General features: G+C 40.4%; 19 protein-coding genes and 1 pseudogene. All 20 read left to right on the top strand.

Going from position 1 to position 22272, the window contains the following annotated elements; genetic code table 11:
* Window positions 1–202 precede the first annotated feature (202 nt).
* The 20 genes and pseudogenes from ACP8HI_RS20375 (at window position 203) to ACP8HI_RS20280 (ending at window position 22197) form a co-directional block, all read left to right on the top strand.
* Window positions 203–1672: an amidase family protein gene (locus ACP8HI_RS20375; RefSeq protein ID WP_438351919.1), complete on the top strand. Its 1470-nt coding sequence runs from the start codon at window positions 203–205 to the stop codon at window positions 1670–1672.
* 51 nt (window positions 1673–1723) lie between these two features.
* Window positions 1724–1942, top strand: coding sequence for a DNA-binding protein (locus tag ACP8HI_RS20370; RefSeq protein WP_438347991.1), 219 nt, complete (start codon window positions 1724–1726; stop codon window positions 1940–1942).
* Between the two features lie 185 nt (window positions 1943–2127).
* Window positions 2128–2856, top strand: coding sequence for a suppressor of fused domain protein (locus ACP8HI_RS20365; protein WP_438347990.1), 729 nt, complete (start codon window positions 2128–2130; stop codon window positions 2854–2856).
* Between the two features lie 80 nt (window positions 2857–2936).
* Window positions 2937–3404 (top strand): GNAT family N-acetyltransferase, encoded by a 468-nt coding sequence (locus ACP8HI_RS20360; RefSeq protein ID WP_438347989.1) that lies wholly within the window; start codon window positions 2937–2939, stop codon window positions 3402–3404.
* Between the two features lie 844 nt (window positions 3405–4248).
* Window positions 4249–4752, top strand: a complete 504-nt coding sequence (locus ACP8HI_RS20355; protein ID WP_438347988.1) for a GNAT family N-acetyltransferase — start codon at window positions 4249–4251, stop codon at window positions 4750–4752.
* Window positions 4753–5019: 267 nt separating this feature from the next.
* On the top strand, window positions 5020–5676 hold the full coding sequence (locus tag ACP8HI_RS20350; protein WP_438347987.1) for a hypothetical protein: 657 nt from the start codon (window positions 5020–5022) through the stop codon (window positions 5674–5676).
* 58 nt (window positions 5677–5734) lie between these two features.
* Window positions 5735–6403 (top strand): hypothetical protein, encoded by a 669-nt coding sequence (locus ACP8HI_RS20345; RefSeq protein ID WP_438347986.1) that lies wholly within the window; start codon window positions 5735–5737, stop codon window positions 6401–6403.
* Between the two features lie 270 nt (window positions 6404–6673).
* Window positions 6674–7627 (top strand): phosphotransferase enzyme family protein, encoded by a 954-nt coding sequence (locus tag ACP8HI_RS20340; protein WP_438347985.1) that lies wholly within the window; start codon window positions 6674–6676, stop codon window positions 7625–7627.
* Window positions 7628–7797: 170 nt separating this feature from the next.
* Window positions 7798–7977, top strand: a complete 180-nt coding sequence (locus ACP8HI_RS20335; protein ID WP_438347984.1) for a hypothetical protein — start codon at window positions 7798–7800, stop codon at window positions 7975–7977.
* Window positions 7978–8194: 217 nt separating this feature from the next.
* Window positions 8195–8731: a hypothetical protein gene (locus ACP8HI_RS20330; RefSeq protein ID WP_438347983.1), complete on the top strand. Its 537-nt coding sequence runs from the start codon at window positions 8195–8197 to the stop codon at window positions 8729–8731.
* A gap of 21 nt (window positions 8732–8752) precedes the next feature.
* Window positions 8753–9763 (top strand): L-glyceraldehyde 3-phosphate reductase, encoded by a 1011-nt coding sequence (gene mgrA / locus ACP8HI_RS20325; protein WP_438347982.1) that lies wholly within the window; start codon window positions 8753–8755, stop codon window positions 9761–9763.
* A gap of 11 nt (window positions 9764–9774) precedes the next feature.
* Window positions 9775–10822 (top strand): annotated as a pseudogene (locus ACP8HI_RS20320) (Gfo/Idh/MocA family oxidoreductase).
* 385 nt (window positions 10823–11207) lie between these two features.
* Window positions 11208–12125, top strand: a complete 918-nt coding sequence (locus ACP8HI_RS20315) for an ABC transporter permease (protein ID WP_438347981.1) — start codon at window positions 11208–11210, stop codon at window positions 12123–12125.
* A 40-nt stretch (window positions 12126–12165) separates the two neighbouring features.
* Entirely contained in the window at window positions 12166–13050 is an 885-nt protein-coding gene (locus tag ACP8HI_RS20310) for a carbohydrate ABC transporter permease (RefSeq protein WP_438347980.1), read from the top strand.
* 117 nt (window positions 13051–13167) lie between these two features.
* On the top strand, window positions 13168–14877 hold the full coding sequence (locus ACP8HI_RS20305; protein WP_438347979.1) for a hypothetical protein: 1710 nt from the start codon (window positions 13168–13170) through the stop codon (window positions 14875–14877).
* A 107-nt stretch (window positions 14878–14984) separates the two neighbouring features.
* A complete protein-coding gene (locus ACP8HI_RS20300) occupies window positions 14985–16433 on the top strand; it encodes a response regulator transcription factor (protein WP_438347978.1) in 1449 nt (482 codons plus the stop codon).
* Window positions 16420–18219 (top strand): sensor histidine kinase, encoded by a 1800-nt coding sequence (locus ACP8HI_RS20295; protein WP_438347977.1) that lies wholly within the window; start codon window positions 16420–16422, stop codon window positions 18217–18219. The genes ACP8HI_RS20300 and ACP8HI_RS20295 overlap by 14 nt, the downstream gene beginning before the upstream one ends.
* 32 nt (window positions 18220–18251) lie before the next feature.
* A complete protein-coding gene (locus ACP8HI_RS20290; protein WP_438347976.1) occupies window positions 18252–20285 on the top strand; it encodes a hypothetical protein in 2034 nt (677 codons plus the stop codon).
* Window positions 20286–20367: 82 nt separating this feature from the next.
* Window positions 20368–21141, top strand: a complete 774-nt coding sequence (locus tag ACP8HI_RS20285) for a sugar phosphate isomerase/epimerase family protein (RefSeq protein ID WP_438347975.1) — start codon at window positions 20368–20370, stop codon at window positions 21139–21141.
* A 33-nt stretch (window positions 21142–21174) separates the two neighbouring features.
* Window positions 21175–22197, top strand: a complete 1023-nt coding sequence (locus ACP8HI_RS20280) for a Gfo/Idh/MocA family protein (RefSeq protein ID WP_438347974.1) — start codon at window positions 21175–21177, stop codon at window positions 22195–22197.
* The last annotated feature ends 75 nt before the right edge of the window (window positions 22198–22272 follow it).

The raw sequence follows: 22272 nt of genomic DNA, 5'->3' as shown, positions 1-22272 counted from the left end.
TTCCTGCTTGTTAAATAATGATTTAATCCGATTTGTAATCTTTTCTAAAAATGAAATTAACCGAAATCTTTGTAACGAAATTATAGTATGATAGCACTAAGAGGTCAAGCCTGATAAGTCACAGTTTAATATTATATACACCCAAAATCGGCTGATTGAACGTCAAGAACGATATTTTCCTAAAGGGGTGGCTTAAGTGGATATGAAGCTCGAAGAATGGATTGTAGAAGCAGATATGATAAGCATGCAAAAGGCTATGGAATCAGGCTCCATAAGCTCGGAGGATATCGTACGAGAATATTTAGACAGAATACATAAGTACGATTCAGACATTCATTCGATATTAGAAATCAATCCGGATGCGATTCAAATAGCGAGGGATTTAGATCAAGAACGTCAGGAAACAGGAAGTCGAGGGAAGTTACACGGTATTCCTATTCTATTAAAAGACAATTTGGACACAGGCGATAACATGCATACGAGTGCTGGATCAGTAGCTTTAGCTGGATCATTTGCAGCGAAGGATTCATTCGTAGCATCGAAACTTCGGTTAGCAGGTGCGGTTATCCTTGGAAAAGCGAATATGTCCGAATGGTCGAATTTCATGTCCAGTACGATGCCAGCGGGGTACAGCTCACGAGGAGGACTCGTGCTCAATCCATATGGACCAGGCGAGATATTCATTAGTGGTTCGAGTTCTGGATCTGCGGCAGCAGTAGCGTCGAACTTGGCAGCGGCGGCAATAGGAACGGAAACGGCGGGATCTATTGTGGGTCCTGCATGTCAAAGTTTCTTGGTGGGTATCAAACCGACGGTTGGACTCGTTAGCCGAACTGGCGTTATACCTATCTCCGTGAGCCAAGATACACCGGGGCCTATAGCTAGGACTGTTACGGATGCGGCTATTATTTTAGGTGCATTAACTGGAATTGACGACAAAGATCATGCGACACTTTTGAGTGAAGGGCGTTCTTTTGGAGATTATACGGCATTCTTGGATGCTGACTTTTTACGACAAGCAAGAATAGGCATTCCAAGACATTATTATAAGCACTTAGACGAAGAAAGACTGGCTATTATGGAAGCAGCGATTTCAACATTGAAAAATGCAGGTGCCACGATAGTAGATCACGTTAGTCTTCACGTAGAACACAATAATTGGAATAATGATGTTATCTGCTATGAATTTAAAAAAGGTCTCAATCAATATTTATCACAATGTTCTGACTCCGTACCGATTCATTCTTTGCAACAATTAATTGCATATCATGAGAACCATGCCGAAGTTGCTTTGAAATATGGGCAAGACACGCTTATAAGGTCAGAAGAAGTAACGTTGACTGAACAAGAATATCACCAGAAGAAACAAGAATATGATGCGTTAGCGCTTAGTCAGGGAATAGATTATGTGTTAGAACAGCATAGTTTAGACGCATTAATGTTACCTGGAGATGTGGATGGGATGTATATTGCAGCACGATTGGGATACCCCCTGATTACTGTTCCAGCAGGATATTCGTCAACAGGAGTCATTGATTCGGATGGTGATTCGACAAAGGGGCCTTTTGGCGTTGTTTTCTCAGGCAAAGCCTTTAGTGAACCTACTTTAATACGAATAGCATATGGCTTCGAACAAGCGACGAATCATCGTTTCCCACCCCAGCTTGATTAGATTTAATTAACTATGAAATGGGCGAATACAATGATATTGGAGGGAATCGTCGTGGAATTGAATCCAAATAATAAACAGGAAAGTGATTTTCCAAAAGGATTGGCTAAACCAGCGTTGCGCGCACTTGCTAATCATGGTCTCTGGAGATTGGAGCAGGTCGCAAAGCTTAGCGAGATGGAACTTAAGAAACTACATGGCATAGGTCCCAACGCAATGAAACAGCTTCGTCTTGCGTTGGAGGATAAAGGTCTAACGTTCTCTAATGAATAACGAGATAACTCGATACGAACTTGAGGATTAGCTCAAATCTAGCAGAATAAGGCCATCTACGATGAATATCGTCTTTTTTTATCTTTATATGTTGTTTATTGTTATATTTTTTGGAGGAATTTAGATTGTAGAGGTCGAATAAAGTTAGAGGTGATGATTAAATAAACATCAAACAGGGGGGGCCTATGAATAAGGAACTAGCTCCATCAGGAGAAGCCGTTTTTCGTTATGAGGAAAGAAAAGAAGACTTCACTCTCGCGTCTGGAGACGATGAGGCTATTAAGGTGATTTCAGATCATGTGGAGAAATACATAGGGGAAATTGATGGTGTCTATCATGAGATTATATCTGATCTCGTGCATCTAGATATCATTATAGTGAAACCAACGAAAGAAAAGAATTATTATACGTTAGTTACCTGTGGAATGAGTAATTTACCGATGACGGTTCCAGAGGGGGCTGACAACTTCAAATTTGCTGAACTGGTCATCTGTCTTCCTAGTGATTGGAAGATGTCTGATGAAGCATTGAAGCAAGACGAGAATTATTGGCCTATACTGTGGTTGAAGAAACTAGCGAGATTTCCACATGAGTATGGAACATGGCTATACCACGCACATACGATACCTAATGGTGATCCGGCAGAACCGTTCGCTACGAACACAGAGTTGTCCGGAATGATTCTTGGTATTCCTACAACAGTGGATAACGCCAATGATTTCTTCACTTTAGAGATATCTAACGACAAGAGGATACATTTCTTTAGTCTAATTCCGATTTATACGAAAGAGATGGATTTTAAATTGAAAAAGGGAGCTGACGCTCTCACTGAAAAGTTAGAAAAATCCGGAGTAAATGAGCTAGTGGATCTAAAAAGAAAGAGTGTTTGTAAGAGTTCTTTTTGGATTTTTTGAAGAATAGAACATAAGACAATATGAGAAGATAGATTACTTTTAAAAAGGTGATTTGTCTCCTTTTTATATGGGGGAGGATAATGATGGGAATCCAAATTGTTAATCTTGCAGATCAGATGGAATATTATGAAACGGTATGTCAGTGGCTTTGGAAGCAATGGGCTAGTGACAAGCCAATTGAATATGTGAGATACGCCGTATTACATAATTCTCAGACAGACCGTGTGCCAATGACATTCGTAGCGCTAGAAGGAGAGGAAGCTGTAGGGACAGTATCTTTCTGGATGAATGATCTATCTTGTAGACAAGATCTTTATCCTTGGTTGGCATGCTTGTATGTCGCTGAAGAACAGAGAGGTAAGGGCATAGCGAGAGAACTACAGAATCGTGTAATAGAAGAAGCGAAGAAACTAGGATATAACGAATTGTACTTAATTACGACGCATGACAATTACTATGAAAGATTTGGATGGAATTTTATAGAGAGAGCATCGAAGCCAAATGGTGAGTTTACCAAAATATATAGTAAAGATTTAAACTTATTGTGATGTTAGTTAGTCTAGTTCTAGAGGCATAAATTATATCAGAAATCCTAGCTTAGAATAACTTATAAATAGACTGAATTTTCGGTTTAATAAATATTTCGAGAAGGAATGATCATTTGGAAGTACCGATTGGTTATGCTGGTATTGTGTCAGTCACTCTTGGTAATGTAATATACCCAATGCTACTTTGTTTAGGTCTTATATTGTGTATCAAGAAGTCCTTTCGGAGTGGGGTGGTTTTCTTTCTTTTATTACTAGTTAAATGTGGTCTTCCAATAATATTTGGGATCTATATAAGACAGCGTATAGAAGATTTTGATCTTGCAGCCGAGTTAAGTCTTGGTGATTACATTGCGGCGTATACAAACATTACAAATTTAGTAATTAACATTATAGATGTCACAGCGATCCTGATATTACTCTATTGTCTATATGAAAAGGTATATTTAAAACCAATGAGTACGAATAAACAAGATAATTAACAACTCAAAGGCAATATGTATGTAGCTCAGTAATGGCTATGACATCTGATAACACGGAATTAATACCACGGGTATTTGCCCATGATCGCTAAGAACAATCTCGAAGAAGATCCAGACGACACGTTATCGGAAATTATCGGAAGGTTAGGAAAAACCACTGTAAAAAAGAGAGGAAGTGATATTGAATGAAATCGCCAGGAGGTTCAATGGAGCCTGGGGAAGAAATGAAGTAATGGTATAAAAAGGATTAAGTGAATCGAGGATGTCTTTGACATCAAGCTGTCTTAAGCTTCGTGGGTTCGTGAACACACAAACGTTAGGCGACACCCCTCGAAGAAAATCCATAAAAGACAAAGGAGATTTCAATGAATATATATACAATCAGACCTATAGTAGAACAAGACGTACCCTTTCTATGGGATATGTTGTATGAATCCTTATATGTTCCAGAAGGTCAAGAGCCTTTTAGCAGAGAGGTGATGAAAGAGCCCTTCATTTCTAAGTATGTAGATAATTGGGGTAAAGAAGGAGATATGGGTTATATTGCGGTAAATAGCGAGGGTCAGTCTATTGGATCTATAACCATTCGATATTTTAGTGAAGAGAACAAAGGATATGGATATATAAATCCTGATGTGCCCGAACTGGGAATGGCATTAATGCCAGAGTATAGAGGAAAGGGAATTGGAACAGCACTACTAAAAAGGTTGTTTGAAGGAATGAGAGAGATGGAAATTATGAGAATATCATTAAGTGTAGATCCTAATAATTTGGCAGCTGTAAAAGTATATCAACGATTTGGGTTCAAAGAGGTTGGAATGGTAGGTACATCGATAACAATGGTAGCAGACCTATACAGATGTGAGTAATTAACACCAGACGTGCTAATTGAATGACGGGTAGACTGTTTTAATATTTATTTTCATGGCAAACATCTGATTCCGATAAAGGGTTGTTCTTGAACTTCAAGAATCTCATGTGCTGTAAAGTACATATAAATTTCTCTCTCAGAATCCTCCAGATGATGTTTTTTATTGGCTTGCTAAGCCGACTTAGTTTCCTTAAGCCTTTTGACGCCATGAATACCAGAATATTATAAGAAATTCCCGCAAACTATTGAAAAGAGGGAACAATCTATGAAGATCCTTATCTCCCAGCCAAACCATGAAGGAAACCTTGAACAACTCCAAGCTGAACTAGCTTTAGATTATGATTTTAATACAGTGTTATTTCCTGAGGGTTACATCACAGATAACGATAATGTAGCTAGAGCATGTGCGTTAGCAAATAAATATAAGAAGATAATCATTACAGGTTATAGAGATAACAACAAGAAAGATAGAGCATTAATAATTAATCAATATGGAGAGATTATTCTAGAACGTGCAAAGTCACCTATGAATGATCATTTATATACTCCTTCTGCAGTTGAGGTTGATGGGTATAAGATCGGTTATTTGTTATGTGTAGAATTATTGCAAGGATTACTAGGATTAGAAAAATATAATACAAGTTTATCCTATATAGCTCATCCGATAGGTGTAGGGATGTTTAGTGAAGAACAATTTGATGAGTGGATTTCTGAGGCCAAGAGAATCGCAGTTAAATACGATACGATGATACTAGGTGCAAGTCATGCAGATGGTTCTTATAGAAACTGCGGTAGATCTATACCAATAGCATATTGTATTGATAGATCTGGGAAGCCCGTTTTCATTGCTAAAAATGATGTAAGAACAAGGGTAGTTAACCTAGAAACCAAGGGATATGAACTTGTCGCAAGTGGTCATTAAGTCAATCGGATATAGGTGTCGAGTAAAGATTGGAAATTTAATAAATAAAGGAGAATATATGATGCCATTACCTATGGTTCATTTACAGGTAGCCGTTAATTACATGAAACAGCGGGGAATAAAGGATCTGCTAGGGACCTTCTTACTGGGTAACATTGCTCCAGATTCTATACATATGAGGGAAGGTATAACGAAGGAAGATAAACCAAGAACGCATTTTTATCCTAATGAAGAAGGAGATTATTTATTAAAACTCAAGAAACATTACTATACCCTAATGAATGGAAATGAAGATCTTGATTGGAAATGGTTTGTTCGGGGCTATTTCATGCATGTAATTACAGACTATCTTTGGGTCGATGAATTATATTCAACATTTAAAGAACAGAATCAAGAGTTGGGACGCACCAATGATGAGATCAGAACGCTATACTACAAAGAAACGGATCAAGTTGATTTTAATATATATTATGAGAAGGCTTGGACAATAGAAGTATGGGAATTGTTGAAAGAGGCAAGGTCGTATGACTTTAGTGATTTGTTAACTTCAAAAGAAATACTTCTATGGAGAGATAGGACGGATGCATTCTTTAACGATCCATTAAAAGAACCGAAAATCATACCGCAGTTCATAACCAATGACTTAGTAAATGCATTTACAGATAAAGTTGCTAGACAAATAGGAGATGTTTTTGAAAAATGGGAAATAACATATATAAAATTCTAGGGACAATATTCCTGATAGTTAGCGCAGTGCTATATACTACCGAGAGAATTATTGAGCGTCTAGCTACTTCGATAGTTGCAGCAGGATATGCTGCGAACGGGACTGGAACGAGTAGGGTATCAGATTACACTGTTTTTTTGGTAATTTCTTTGTTTGGTTCTTCTTTTTCTTAGGATTTCTCTTATTGGCTTACGGATTCCCCAAGAAAAGTAAATAGAATATGATGAAGAATGGGTATGAGCATTGAATCACATATAAGGGGATAAAGAGATGGAACAAAGGATTAAGGATTTCTTAAATGATCACTATCCGGTTGCTATTCAAAACGTCAAGGCTGTTACTGATGAAATGTATCAATGTATTGGAGGACAGGAGGTGTATTTTGCTAGGGTAACCAATTACAAAACATTAGAAGTCCAACTAGAAGAGGTGAATTGGACCAACTATATGTATCAACATGGTGTTGGAGTGCCTGTCTCCATTTCTTCCATGGAAGGTAACTTTGTAGAGATGATATTGCCTGAGAACATCCTCATTGTACTTTACAAAGCTGCTGCAGGAAGACATCTATTGCGCTCTGAATGGGATGATACGATATTAAAAGAGGTAGGTAGACAAATTGGAAGAATGCATAAAGTAACGTTGGAATATGAAAGGAATCAGCCTTTTGTACATATAGTAGATTGGCATCAACAAGAGGAATATAACTTCGCTAAATACATCCCTCAGCAGGAAACGAAGATCCGTAGCATTGCACAAAAGGTATTATCAGATATAAGGGAAATACCAACAAGTGAATCAACTTATGGTATGGTTCATGGGGATATTTGGTTGGAAAATATAGTAGTTGATAAGGGTAACTTGATAACAATGATTGATTTTCAAGACTGCGAAAGGCATCATCTGGTATATGATATCGTCGTTCCATTGTATTCAGCGCTACATTATTCATATGTTGGAGATGGAAACATCGGGGATTATACACAGTTGATTTTGAAATCATTAATCAGTGGCTATCGAGAAGAAAATGATCTTTCCCCAGAAACTTTACGTGAAATTCCGTTGTTTCTAAAGTTGAAGGAAATATTCGAATATTGCTTAATGCATATGTATTGGGATGCGGAGAATCTAAGTGAGGAACAAGTTCATCTAATGAATCTATATCGCACTAAAATAGAATATGAGTATCCAGTTATAAATAACTTTAATACGATTCACATTTGACGCCGTGAGGCGTCTTTCTTGTTGCCTCAATTTCCATTCAGTGTGATGATTTAACGCTGTTCACATAGCAATATCATTACAAGGTTTTATCGGGAAGAGTTTGTCGAACGAGTTAGCAGCATTTACGATTTAGAAAGGTTATTCCATGCAAAAGTGAATATTTCTATGACTTGCTCGATCAGATTCAAGCGGCTGGTATTTGGTTGAAAAATGTAGTGTTTGATAAGGGTAACTTGATAACAATGATTGACTTTCGAGACTGGGAAAGGCAGCATCTGGTATATGATATCGTCGCTCCGTTGTATTCAGCGGGTGTAAGTGTGATATCCATGTCTAACAAAGGATTGTAGATATAAGGTCAATTACAGTGCCTCGCAAGATTGCGGGCTCTTTTTGCTATATATATTGACGTCTATCACCGAATATTTTGCATAAAAGAAACGATATTAATGCATTTTTATTGATGAACTTATGCCATAGAATAAGATTGAATAAAAATGCTTACTTGATTGGTGGCTGTTCAGTTTCACGATTAGCACGCCTCAACCTGCTTCAGATGCGACTGTAGTGACATATTCTGTTCCTTACTTCGCTATAAGTACGGCATACACACTGAAAGTAGATTCGACGATTGTCAAAGTTGCCAAAAATATTGATTATTCCTTCGCCCAGTTGTTTTATTCCGGTACGGTCACATTCAAAGTAACAGCCAAAGATACAATTACTTCCTACGACATCAGTCCTCATAGTTACGGCATTGAGGCAACGGTAAGCGGCAAGGATCTAACTTTCGAGGGTATCACTCTAAGGGATGGAACAACCTGGAACTTCAGGATTCAGGACGCTACTAACGTCAACATCAAAAATGTGAAGATTATTAATAACGTCAACTGGATCCATGGCGATGACGTCTGCGATGCGAACTCATCACCGGAAGAACCAATGACGGATGTCGTATTCAAGAATTCGGTTGCTTTTACCGAGTCTGCAGGTATCAAGGTAGGTATGCAAGGAAGTGCATCGGTCAGTGATATTTGGTTTAAGAATATTGACGTGATGGTGTGGGCGAAGACCGGATTATGTGTTCTTTGCCCACATACATAGAGAAAGACGGAGGTTATTTTTATGAGCTATTCACCCAAAAATGAACGATATTCCAATATGAAGTATACAAAGTGCGGAAACTCTGGCCTCAAACTACCTGCTATTTCCCTCGGTCTTTGGCAAAATTATGGAGGTGTGAATGCAGTTGAAACTCAACGTGAGATGCTGCGCCGCGCCTTCGATCTTGGGATTACCCACTTTGATCTGGCCAACAATTATGGGCCCCCAGAGGGAACGGCAGAAGAGAATTTAGGAAGAATACTGAAAATGGACTTTGCGGGGTACCGTGATGAATTAATTATATCCACCAAAGCCGGCAATCCAATGTGGGAAGGTCCCTATGGAGACGGAGGATCAAAGAAGCATATGATGGCCAGTCTTGATCAAAGCCTGAAGCGTATGGGACTTGAATACGTTGACATTTACTATTCGCACAGACCTGACCCAGAGACACCTGTGGAAGAAACGATGTATGCACTTGATAGGGCAGTAAGGCAAGGAAAAGCACTTTATGTAGGGCTGTCCAATTACAGTGCCGAGCAGACCCGAGTGGCAGCAGCTACTTTAAAAGATCTGGGTACCACATGTCTAATCCACCAACCCAAGTATAATATGTTCGATAGATGGATAGAAAACGGGCTGCAGGATGTATTGAAGGAGGAAGGAATAGGATCCATAGCATTCTCACCTTTGGCAAAGGGACTGCTAACCAGCCGTTACCTCAACGGAATTCCATCTGATTCTAGGGCTGCGAGTTCCAGTCGGTCGTTGAATGTCCAAGCTATCACAGAGGAGGTCATCTCGAAGATTACTCGCTTGAACGGCATTGCGTTAGAGCGCGATCAAAGCCTTTCTCAGATGGTCATTGCATGGGTGCTTAGAGAAGGACGCGTTACATCTGCGCTAATTGGAGCAAGTAAGGTAAGCCAGATTGAAGACAACGTTGCAGCCCTGAATAATTTGGGTTTCAGCCAGGAAGAACTACTGAGCATTGAGGAAATACTGAAATATACAGAAACATTAGACAAATAGGAGTGAAATCTATGAGTTCAAACAAACATACTGTAGTCATCGTTGGATATGGCGGCATGGGAAGATTTCATGGTCAATTGATCAGCGCAAACCAGCATCTGGAGGTAGCGGGTACGTTTGACCTGCTGGAAGCGCGGCGGGAAGCATCCAGTGAGGCCGGCTTTAAGGCTTATGAGAGCTATGAGGAAGTGCTTGCTGATCCCGCTGTCGAGGTCGTACTGATTGCCACACCTAACGACGTCCATAAAGAAATTGCCATCCGTGCGCTGAAAGCCGGCAAGCATGTCGTCTGTGAGAAGCCGATAGCCATGTCTTCGGCGGAGCTTAAGGAGATGATTGCTGCAGCCGATGAAGCCAGTCGTGTGCTGATGGTCCATCAGAACAGACGCTGGGATGAGGACTTCCGTGTAATCAAGCAAATGTATGAAACAGAAACGATTGGAGCACTGTTCCAGATCGAATCCCGCGTGCACGGAGCGAACGGCATTCCCGGCGACTGGCGGCATGCTGCTAGACTGGGGCGTGCATTTGCTCGACCAGCTGTTGTTCATGATAGACAGTAAAGTGATTAGCGTCTCTAGCACCTTGAGTTATATCCTCGGCAACGAAGTCGATGACGGTTTTGAAGCAGTTCTGCAATTTGAAAATGGCATCAAAGCCATCGTAGAAGTTGGCACGACCAACTTTATCACTTTGCCGAGATGGTATGTGAAGGGAATTGAAGGTTCAGCTGTAATTGAAGACTGGTCCCTGACCGGAAGAATCGTCACCCGCAACAGTGAAAGCGAGCACAGAGAGCCGACTCCGATCCGCGCCGATGTAGGTCTCACTAAGACGATGGCTCCGCCTTCGAAAGGCTCGACGACTACTGAAGTGTTGCCTCCAGCCGCCGAACTGCCGGATGAATTCTACAATAATTTTGTAGCCGTAATTAAAGGCACAGCTGAACCAATCGTAAAGAACGCGGAAGTGCTGCGTGTGCAGAACCTGATCGAAGCAATCTTTGTAGCGGCTGCCAGCAACGAAGTCATTAAAGACTTTGACACTTACGGAGCATAAGAACTAACGAATATTATCGATGGGAGTCGGCACATCAATGAAACTTGGAGTATTTATCGTGCTTTTCGGCGGCCGCAAGCTGGAAACGCGGGTTCACACCGCCTTAGCTGCGGATCAGCCATCGTCTCAAAAAAACTGACGGCGGATTTTTTAATAGCCTCTCAGCACGATTCTGCACCGCTTGCGGGGTTCTGTTAATTTTTTTGTAAGCATTGCAATTTCATGCCCCATTCTACCATAGAAGAAAAAATTCCATAAAAGAGACGATATTAGTACATTTTTCTTCATGTACTTCTGCCTTACAATTAAAACATCATATAATATTGAGTTGCACATTCAATCAAACGCTTACATCATTGAATTTATCGCTGCAGGAGGGAACAAATTGACAAATAGTGAGAAGCTACAGAGAAAAACAAGAATTAAAGAGAATATACCCTTATACACCATGTTGATATTACCACTGTTGTTCTTTCTTATCTTTTGTTATGTGCCGATGTTTGGCATGGTAATTGCCTTTAAAGATTACAGATTTATTGATGGCATTATGGGAAGCGACTGGGTGGGGCTTCTCAATTTCAAGATGATATTTCAACAGCCACAAACCTTAGCAATCATTCGAAATACTTTTGTAATAAGCTTGCTTACCCTGGTGGTATCTTTCCCTTTCCCGATTATTTTAGCCGTTCTTCTAAATGAAGTGAGAACAAAATGGTTTAAAAAAACAACACAAACGATTCTCTATTTGCCACACTTTTTCTCCTGGATTATCGTAGGTGGAATTGTTATTAACATCTTTTCCATTAATCATGGTCCAATCAATTTTATTATTGAAGCCCTTGGCGGGACGCCCTTCCAGTTTATGTTTAATCCTACGTCATGGATGTCAATCTATCTAGGAGCCGGGATATGGAAGGATACAGGATTCAATACCATTATCTACTTGGCTGCACTATCGAGTATAGATCCTACCTATTATGAGGCTGCGGTTGTAGATGGTGCTAACAAGTGGAAGCAGATTACCAAAATCACGATTCCATGTTTGATCCCAGTGATCGTTCTACAGTTTATATTAGCTACGGGTAAGATTATGGAAGTCGGATTTGATCGTATCTATGTGCTCCAAAATGCAATGGTCAGGAACATCTCGGAGGTCGTGTCCACATTTGTTTATGATGTTGGTATTCGTGCTGGGGATTTCAGTATAACTACGGCAATGGGATTATTTGATTCTGTCATCGGCTTGATACTTGTGCTTACGGTCAATCAAATAGCCAAGAAGTCAGATAATGCTTTATTCTAAACAACTAACAAACTAGACATATGAAAGAGAGGACAGGCCTTTGAAAATTTCCGCTGGAGAAAAAACATTTTATACTATTAATAACATCGTGATTTTTATCGTATCGCTTACGTGTCTGCTGCCACTCCTGTATATCGTTGCTACTTCTTTCAGTAGTGGTTCGGCTATTGAATCGGGAAAAGTATATTTATGGCCGGTTGACTTCACACCTGCTGCGTATAAAGTATTGATTGTATCCACGGATTTATTTAAATATTTTAAGAATAGTGTCGTTGTAACCGGGGTTGGGGTTGCACTTAGCATGGTTTTTACGATACTTTGTGCGTATCCCTTATCAAAAAGGAAATTGTTTGGCAGAAAGAAGATAACCTTTTTCGTCGTTTTCACCATGTTGTTTGGTGGTGGCATGATCCCAACGTACCTACTTGTAAAAGAGCTTGGATTGATGAACTCCTATTGGTCCATTTGGTTAACAACGCTGATTAGTCCCTACAATATGTTAATCATGAGGTCTTTCTTCGAGAACATTCCCGAAGAATTAGAAGAATCAGCTCGGATCGACGGTTGTTCCGAATGGCGAATTTTACTTCAGATGTATCTTCCGCTTTCCAAAGCGGTGATTGCTACTTTGTGTCTCTTTTACGGGGTAACGTATTGGAACATGTTCCTGAAAGTGCTGATGTATATCAATGATTCAAAGGATTATACATTACCCGTCCTCATTCAACAAATGGTTTTCCAACTAGAGCAAATAAAACTTGGTACTAATGTAGATTTGGGTGCAGTAGCGGGTTCAAGTCAGGTCATTTCGGAATCCGTTAAGTCCGCTGGTGTTGTTGTATTGATATTGCCCATGCTAATTGTATACCCGTTTCTACAGAAATATTTTGTAAAAGGTGTTATGCTGGGCTCGGTTAAAGGCTAGTGAGACAGGATTGTAAGGGATACGATAACCATTCGTATTCTTCACATACATATCGAAAGCGATTACATTTTCGATTTCGATACTATTTTTTTTTAAGAAAAGGGAGGCAACAAATGTATGAAGAGAAAAGTATTAGGTCTAGTTGCATTATCGCTTATGTTGACCGTTTCTGTTAGTCTCACGGCATGCAGCTCTACGAACAACACTAAGAACAGCGCTACGGACATCTCTACGAAGGGCACGGTAAAACTTACCCCTGACGGCCAAGAAAAAGTAGGTAAAGTTAGCGTTATGGTTTATGACCGGGGACTCATTCCAGCATCAGAAGGTACTTATGATAATAACCGCTGGACCCAATGGATTCAAGAAAATGCACCGTTTGAAGAAGTGAAATTTGTCGTGGTGCCTCGAACAGAAGCTGTGCAGAAAATGAACATGCTGTTTGCTGCCGGAGAAGGACCGGATGTCGTAGCTACCTATGAAGATGTGGGCCCCTTTATTGCCAAAGGGCAAGCATTAGAAATCACAGATGAATTGTTGGCCAAAATGCCCAATTATAAGAAAGTTTTAGATGAAAATCCAGCGCTTCAAAAGCTCACTACGATAGATGGGGTAGTTTACACCGTAGGAACAATATCCCCTATTTCACCTAACCATACTGCCGTCATCCGGGCAGATTGGCTGGAAAAGTTAAATCTTTCTGTGCCGAAGACACCGGAAGAATTACTTGCTGTAGCAAAGGCGTTCACAGAGCAAGATCCTGATGGAAATGGAAAGAATGATACCTATGGAACAACGATGAACTCGGATTCACGAAGAGTGCTTTCTCACATGTTTGGCTTTGGAAATCCAGATAGTTATGAGATTGTGGATGGTAATCTGGTAAATGTATGGGATAAAAGGCAAGATTGGCTTGAGTTTGCGAAACAAATTGTGGATGCAAAGGTTGTAGATGCGGACTTCTTACTTGATAAAGGGGATAAAGCACTTACGGATTTCACCAATGGTAAGGTTGGTATTTTCCTTACAGGAAAATTTGCTCAACTGAATTCACCGACATTTATGAATTTTAAACAGAATAATCCAACTGCTAAACTGGATACATTCGATTTGCCTGTGACAAAGTATGGCTCCTTTACAGGATATGTAAATGGCGGACCATCAATTGTAGGTTTTATTAATTCAGCAACTAAAGATCCTGATGCTGCCGCCAAGTATATTAACTGGCTGACCGATCCTAAAGTATCCGACTATTTGGTGAATGGTCCTGAAGGCGTATATAAAAAGAGGGATGCTGAAGGTACCGTCGTTGTAGTAGATCCGGAGAAGAATAAAATTGAATACGATTATGCAGCAGATTACAGTATCATTAGAACTTTTGATTTAACCGATGAATCGGTTACTCCTTTAGCGAATGAATATTATAACTCGTATCTCAAATCGAGTGATCCTAATTTACAAGAGTTTGGACGTTTGTACTATAAGATGGCGCAAATTGCCAATAATCCTAGCGCCAATGATCCAAGAAAATGGCAACAAACTTTGCCGGCACTTGCCTCTGAATTGCTTTTGCAGGAGACTAATGGATTAAAAGCCGTTGATGATATCCTCTTAAAAGCACTTGCAGAGACAGGCAAGACGGCAGAACAAGCTATTGCAGAAGCGAAAGACGCTTGGCAAAAAGCTGGTGGTGAAAAAGTAGACGCCTACTACAATGAGTATTATGCAGAACATAAAGATCAAATGTTATCACCAGAAGATTTTAAGGGTCTAAAACTCGAACCAGAATTGTTGCCTTCAGCAAAGGAAAACTTTGAAAAACAATAAGAGTGGTTATGTTATATTGTAAGTAGTCAATGAAAAGGGAAATCTTTGTCCAAAGGACAAAGACTTCCCTTTTCAGATACTAACGGCAGAAATGTGGTGAAACCTGTATGTATCGTGTAGTCATCGTGGACGATGAACCGTGGGCTTTGATTGGCATCCGAAAGTTAATCGAGCGCAACGGAAACAAATTTAAAATTATTTGCGAAACAACAGAGCCGCTCAAAGCTTTAGAGGTAATTTGTGAAGAATATCCCGATGTTGTCTTTGCAGATATTCGAATGCCTGACATGACAGGGATTGAGTTGATGCAAAGGACGAGAGCACTGGAAAGGGACGTTGATTTTGTTGTAATCAGCGGATTTGCAGATTTCTCTTATGTGCAGCAAGCACTGCAAGAAGGTGCGATGGACTATCAATTAAAGCCTTTGGATATGGAAAAGGCGCAGGAAATGCTGGATAAACTTTATAAAAAGCTAGAGAACAAACGAAGTACCAATGATTTAAGCCATTACATTTCCTTGCTTGAAGAATACACAGAAATTCAGCTAATTTTGAACTCTCGATTTCGTCATAAACCCTACAAGAGATATCAGGTTGTAACGGTATATTTTAAAAGCGCTGAATATGATGAGGTGGGTTTATTAGAATTAGAAAGTAAAGTACAACTCACAACCTTGAAATTAGGCCCTAAAAAATGTGTGTTTATTATTAATAGTGATGCAGATCAAAGCGGATTAATCTATCGCAGTCTCACTTCCAAAGAGAATATCGTGGACAGAGCAGGGATTAGTTTATCCAGTGATGGGACAAATCATATATCTATGCTTTTAAAAACGTCTGATATCGCGAGTAATGATTGTTTTGTTGATCGTTCAAGGCGAATTTCACAATATAGTAAGGGCAAGAAAAACCTTGTCAAACAATTTGCGGAAGGACTTATTGAAGCACTCGAAAGGGTTCAATACAAGAACTTGAAGGACTTCACATCTGGAATATCGGATTTCTTTACTGTAAACCAATTGGGCATTGAAGATGCCGTGTCTTTATGGAATGAAATTGTCATGCACACATCAAAAGATAATGAAAGCAGTAGTCGAATGATGGACTTTGAGTTTCTGGATTATAGTGAAATGAAGGAAAAATTCATGAATCTGGAAATGCTTTGTGAATATGTTTTTGAACAATTGTCCTACCTGGAACGAGATCAGCTTGGAGATGCAAATACAAAATTTAATGAGCTGCTCCAGTACATCGATAAGCATTTTCATGAAGAACTGTATTTGAAGGATTTGTCCACGAAGTATTTTATTAATGTGAGTTATTGCTGTGAGCTGTTTAAAAAGGTTACGAGTATGACATTTTCCCAGTATATTACTGATTTGCGGATGAAAAAGGCTGTTGAACTACTTCAGAATAGTAACCTGTCTATTGCAGAGGTATGTAAGTGTGTTGGTTATAGTGATTATTTCTATTTTAATAAGGTATTTAAAAGAAATATGGGGTCTACACCTTCCAAATATCGTAAAGCGAGTGGAGATATGAATGCGCTTAATTAGAAATCTGAAGCTGAAACACCAAATATCCCTATTAATCCTGATTGCACTAATTATGATGATCTTGATGCAGAGCATGTACAATGGTTTCTTCAATTCGCTTACGCGGGAACGTGCGGCTCAGTTTGCAGGTAATCATATGGAGCAGGTAGCGCTAAATATAGATACAATTGCAAAAAATGTGGAGAGAGATTCCATTACGGTTAGTTATAGTAAGTACGTACAGGAACTAATGGTCTCGAACAATATTATTCGGAAAATGGAATTAAATGACTATGTCAATGAAATTTTTACGCATACAAGGTCATCCAATCAAAATATTTATAGCATTGTTCTCTTGAGTAATAATGATAAGCAAACTTCAGACTCATTGCATTATAACAATGATATATTGAAAACATTAGAGAAAACATATAATTTTAAAAGTGATGAATTTATAAAACCTATATTTTCTTCGATAGTAAGAGACCGCAGTGATGCATTCTATTATTACTCCTATATTTCACCTATCTTTTCTTCTTTTGACAGTTCTAAAATCGGAAGCTGCATTTTTCTTTTAGATACAAGAGAACTTGAGAAATTAGTGAATACAGCGGAATTAACGAAGAATTCACTCTTGCTAATCCTTGATTCTGACAATCGGGTTATTGTTAGCAATAAAGGGATAAAGGCAGGTGATTTCTACGAAGATGTTTTTTGGCAAGAAGGAATAAGCAGTACCGCCAAAGATGAAATTATGTATGAAGGTGAAAAATCCCTTGTCCAATATAAGAAAATTGAAAGTACGGATTGGAAAATCATCAGTGTTCTTCCTATTGCAGAGCTTACGAGTGATATGAAGCCTATCGTCACCTCAGGTATCTGGTTAGGCGTCATCATGATTATCTTGCTGACGGTTATAGGAAGTGCTTTTATGTATAATACAACTCGTCCGGTCATGCTGATCGTGAGATTTCTATCCAGAGTTGGTGATCGGGACTTAAATTATAGATTAAAGATACCATCCACAAATGAAGTAGGTATTATTGCTACCCATATCAATCAAATGCTAGACAACGTTGAAGAAATGACTCGAAATATCGTTGAGCATCAAACATCTCTGTATGAAGCCGAATTATCCAAAAAGCAAGCGGAATTATCGGCGTTACAAAGCCAAATTAATCCTCACTTCCTTTATAATACGTTGAACTGCTTGAGTAGCATTGGATTAGCTTATGATGTGAGTGAAGTCGTCAGTATATCGTCTGCCATGTCGCGCATATTTCGATATAGCATTAAAGGTCAAGATTTAGTGAGTATTAAGGACGAAATGAGCAGCATTAAAGATTATCTGTTAATCATGGACATCCGGTACAAGGGTAAATTTGAGATCGTAATTGAAATGGAAGAGTCTTTTCTAGAAATGAAATCATTGAAAATGCTTCTTCAACCGATTGTGGAAAATGCGATGTACCATGGCCTGGAGATGAAAGCAGGAGGTGGACGTCTGTCCATTCAGGGTTTTATCTCTGAAGATGGCTATATGCAAATCGATATCGAGGATAATGGGGTAGGGATGACGGAGCATCAATTATTTGAATTACGTAGAGGGATTCGAGAGAACGAAAATATGGAGCTATTGGATACGGACAAACAAAGCATTGGGCTTAGCAATATTAATAAGCGAATCAGGTTACGATTTGGAGCACCGTATGGTTTGGATGTCGTTAGTGAAGCTGGTAAAGGAACGAAAGTAACCGTTAGGCTGCCTATTATCGACCCTACAGGCAAATTGCACCTATTGCTTTGAACTTTGTTAGAAAAGGGAGGACAATCGAACTCATGGATTTATATGTGACGAACAATGAAGAATGTAAAATTAGTATTGAGATATGTTACAACAGTGGCATCATTACGAACAATGCTGCGGGATTGTTACTAGAGGAATGGAGTAATGAGTATCAGATTAGCAACCTCCAGCTAAATTCGGATTCAGTTGAAGGGAATCGCATTCGCATACTCGAGCCAAAAGGTATAGAAGGTAAGGATGATCAGACCTTTGTTATTTCTACAGTCATGGTAGACGGACATTTTCATATGAATCTCTCAGGCACAAGTGAAAAGGCGATCCTCTATGGCATATGCGAAATCCTCGATCAGACCTATATCCTGGATCATGACGTGCGGTTACCCCAATTAAATATGACGAGTACACCGGATGTGAAAAAGAGAGGTGTCGAGCGACATTGGGGTCCGTCCATGACAACACCGGATAGTCTGGAAGAGAACCTTAATCTGATCAAACTTTTAGCAAGAAAAAGAGTTAATCATCTGATGTGGATCGATAGTTGGATTAGTCTGAGCTGGTATCAATTTCTTGATTTTAGGTATTTCCCCGCCCTCCAAAGAGCGGATCAGCAAGGAAAGATTAAGCTCGCGAAGGAGTGCCTTCGTACTATTATTAATGAAGCGAAAAATTGGGGGATGGATTTTTACCTATCCTGCACGGAGTTTAATATCCCCGAAGACCTTTTAGAGCGATGCCCAGATATGTTTTATCAAAACCCGCAAACGGGATTACGCGTGCTGCGGTTAGACAATGAAGATACTTGGCTATTTTATAAAGCTAAAATCAAAGAGGTCATGGAGGATTTCCCTTCACTTTCCGGTATTGAGCTCTGGACAGGAGAGGCCATGGAAATATGGCAATGCTACCGTCCCGACACGGATACAAGGTCTATTGGAGAACTGTTTCTCGAGATGTATGACAAAGCACTTGAAGCGATGGATGAAGCAGGGAGAAGCGATGGGCGGATCATTTGCTCTAGCTTTACCCATCATCCGGAGTGCGAAAAAATATATGAAGATATTCTTGGAAGATTGCCGGAGCGGTGTGATTCACGGAGCAAAATGCAGGTGGAGGATTATTACCGTTTTCACTCTCCGGCGACTCTTCCAGGCAGACTTTCTCCGGGTAGGGAATGGGTCGAATTTGATCTTGGAGGCGAATACCGGGGGGATTGGGCCGGATGGATTACCTGTGCGCTTGCGTTTATACCGGATCGCATGAGGTATTACTACGACAAGGGGATAAGCGGTTTCATGTGCAGGATACGTGGATATGCCATGGGTCCGAACACCACTTTTATTGGAGATTATGCAGTTTTAAAGGGATTACAGTCTATTAAATATGATATCTATTTCAAAACCCTTTGGGACATGAATATCTCACTGGACGATGTATGGCATATGTGTAAGAGAAGAGGCTTCCCCGATCAAATGCTAGAGTTCTTTCAATTATCGGAAAAAGTGGCGGAACAAGCGCACTATGCCAATGAATGCATCGTGAATAATTTCCATTCTTCTTTTATCGGCTCGATTGAAAGGTACGAGTGGCAGTTGGAGTATTGTGACCATCCCTACAATACGACCGGCATGGAAAGAAAGTGGATTTTAGAGCCTAGTGAGAAAAATTTATCACTCATCATAGATGAAAAGGAACAGGCCATTCAGAATGTTCTAAAAATGAGTGACATCTTGGAGCAGTGTAAACAAGAGCTCATTGAAGAGGACTATACTGTTTTAAGAAAATGTATGGACTATCAGATACAGGTCGTTAAAGTGTTTAAAGTGCATACCGAAATGTTCTTTAGGTATCGGTTATTAATGATGACGAAGCTGGAAAACAGGCATAAGCTTCTTGTGGAGTGCATGAGAAGATGTGAAGAAGAAGTAATGCGGCTTCGACTTCATGATGAAGTACAAGCCAAGCATGCGTATGCTTTGATATCCGACATCAAATGGCGTCTGAGTTGTGATATGCAGAAATATTATCATGAGCTATCCTACCATGGTGTTTGTAAGGTAGCTGAGTGAAGATCATTTATATAAAATGAAAGTCATTCCTTGAATGATCTAATTAATATCAAATACATCACTTTTTGGAGGGATAAAAGCAATGAGAAGAATGGGTATTGGTTTGCAGATGCACACTGTGCGCGGGGAATTGGCCAAAGACTTTACCGGAACACTTCGCCGTGTGGCTGAGCTCGGCTATGAAGGGGTAGAATTTGCAGGTTACGGCGGTTTGTCTGCGGAAGTGCTGAGGGATCTGCTGCAAGAATTGAACTTAAAAGCAATCGGCGCTCATGTAAGTCTTACCAAAATGAAAGCTGATTTAAATAAAGAAATTGAATATTTGTGTGCTATTGACGCTCCTTATCTCATTTGCCCGCATATTGCTGCTGAGGATCGCCAAACACCTGAAGCATGGCAAAGCTTGTTCGCTTATTTTGCGGAAGCAGGCCAGCAGGTGAAGGAGAAAGGGCTTCAATTCGCTTATCATAACCATGCGTTTGAATTTGAGATGAAAGTAAATAATCAATACGCATTCGACGCCATTTATGCATCGACTACTCCGGAGGCACTGCAGGTGGAGTTGGATGCAGGCTGGGTTCAATTCGCAGGTTTGGACACACTGCAATACATTGCGAATTATGCAGGCCGACTGCCGCTACTTCATCTGAAAGATTTCAAAGGTGCTGTGGACGGACAAATCAATACGGTTGAGTTAGGTGAAGGCGAGATCGATCTGCACTCTGTCATCCAAGCTGGCTCGGATGCTGGTGTGGAATGGATCATCGTTGAGCAGGATCGTTGCGCGAACCCGCCGCTTGAAAGTGTTGCTACCAGCTACAACTGGCTGAAGCGGAATTATTTATCCGGATTTTAATCAAATACCATAACAAAAGGAGTCTAATTAAACATGAACAAAATTAAGGTAGCGGTTGTGGGCTGTGGAACCATTTCTAAGAAAAGACATATACCGGAATACGCAGCGAATCCGAACGTTGAACTCGTAGGCTTTTGCGATCTGGTTCTTGAGAGAGCCGAAGGTTATGCACAACAGTACGGCGGTAGAGCCTATACAAGCTATGAAGAAATGCTGAAGGTGGAAAAGCCCGATGCAGTTAGCGTATGTACGCCGAACGTGCTGCACGCTCCATGTGCGATTGCAGCAGCGAACGCAGGCGCTCATGTACTTGTGGAAAAACCGATGGCAACGAACGAAGCAGACGCTTTGGCTATGATTGAAGCGGCGAGAAAGAACGGTGTGTTCTTGATGGCGGGTCATAACCAACGTCTGATGCCGCCTCACCAAAAGGCCAAAGAAATTTTGCAATCAGGCAAAATGGGTAAGGTCATTTCCTTCCGTACGTCCTTCGGTCATCCGGGACCTGAACGCTGGAGTGTTGATGGCCGCGACAGCTGGTTCTTCCGCAAGGAAGAAGCCATCATGGGCGCGATGGGCGACCTCGGCGTTCACAAAGCCGATTTGATCCGGTGGCTACTCGACGATGAAGTGGCTGAAGTCGCTGCTTTCGTGAATACGTTGCACAAAGAAGGAACCGATGTAGACGATAATGCGACATGCATATTGCGCATGAAGAGCGGAACGGTCGGCACGTTAGTCGCCAGCTGGACGTATTATAAAGGCGGCGACAACAGTACGGTATTGTGGTGCGAGAATGGCGTTATGCATATCGGTACGCATCCGGTTGATCAAGTTATTGTCGAGCTTCGTGACGGCTCCGTTGAGAAGTATCAGGTCGGTGCGATGGCGACAAACGAGAAGCAAGTGCCTAGCGGCATCATGGACGCATTCGTAGAAAGCATTGTAACGAATACACCACCGAGCATTTCCGGCGAAGAAGGGCTGAAATCGTTAGCGGTCATTCTGGCTGCTTTCGAATCGCAGGATTCGAAAAAGGTTGTTTCTTTGTCCTAATACTTACTTCAAATATTTAATTTCCAACCTTGAACAACCTGGACTTTAGCCAGGAAGAGCTGCTGAGAATTGAAG

The organism is Paenibacillus sp. FA6 (genome assembly GCF_051550225.1).
In the GTDB taxonomy this organism is placed as follows: Bacteria; Bacillota; Bacilli; order Paenibacillales; family Paenibacillaceae; genus Paenibacillus_AQ.
The sequence above is the reverse complement of the archived record's forward strand: the minus strand, read 5'-3'. Positions and strand labels throughout refer to the sequence as shown.